Annotated in this window: 1 protein-coding gene and 1 pseudogene; one reads left to right on the forward strand and one right to left on the reverse strand. The window is 77.8% G+C overall.

The features are described from left to right. A pseudogene (locus IE249_RS36730) lies at positions 1-271 on the forward strand (NAD-dependent epimerase); the annotation flags it as partial. Between the two features lie 24 nt (positions 272-295). Here the strand turns inward: IE249_RS36730 and IE249_RS09420 are convergent. Continuing rightward, on the reverse strand, positions 296-553 hold the full coding sequence (locus IE249_RS09420) for a hypothetical protein (RefSeq protein ID WP_189704320.1): 258 nt from the start codon (positions 551-553) through the stop codon (positions 296-298). Positions 554-667 lie beyond the last annotated feature (114 nt).

Genomic DNA, 667 nt, shown 5'->3' on the forward strand with positions numbered 1-667 from the left:
CGAGATGCTGGGCGCCCGTACCGTACGGCTGCCCCGGGGCGCGGCGCGGTCCGCGATCGCCGCCGCGTGGGGGCTGCACCTGCTGCCGGCCTCGCCGCATCTGTTCGACGCGGTGCTGCGGCTGCCGCTGATGGACTGCACCCGCGCCCACACCGAGCTGGGCTGGCGCCCGGAGCGGACGGCCACGGAGGTCGTCCAGGAGTTCCTCGAGGGCCTTCAGCACGGCGAGGGCGCGGACACGGAGCCGATGCGCGGCCGCAAGGTCGGGTGAGCTCCGGGCCGCGCCCGGCCCGGCTCAGCCGGGGGGTTCGTCGGGGGCCGGGTGCTCGGGGTGGACGGTGGCGGGGCGGGCGGCGCCCTTGGGACCGGTGCCCGCCTCGTCCGAGTCGGGGACGTCCGGAGTGGGCGCCTCCGCGTCCGCCTCGCGCCGCTTCCCGCGCCGCACGGGGGCGGCGTCCCAGGGGTCCTCGCCCTCCTGCACCTGCTGGTCCGGCATGTCCCGGGGAACGGGCGCGCCGTTCTCGCCGGGAGCCTCGCGACGGTGTTCGGTCACGGCCTGCTCCCTTCGCCTCGTCTCGCCTGCCCGGCGACGCGCGAGTACCTCCGCGACGGCCCGCGAAACCCGGCGGGCGGACGGGTCAGCCGGACAGCCGCAGTGCCCTCATCT

The sequence above is a fragment of the Streptomyces anandii JCM 4720 genome, assembly GCF_014650655.1.
Taxonomy (GTDB): domain Bacteria; phylum Actinomycetota; class Actinomycetes; order Streptomycetales; family Streptomycetaceae; genus Streptomyces; species Streptomyces anandii.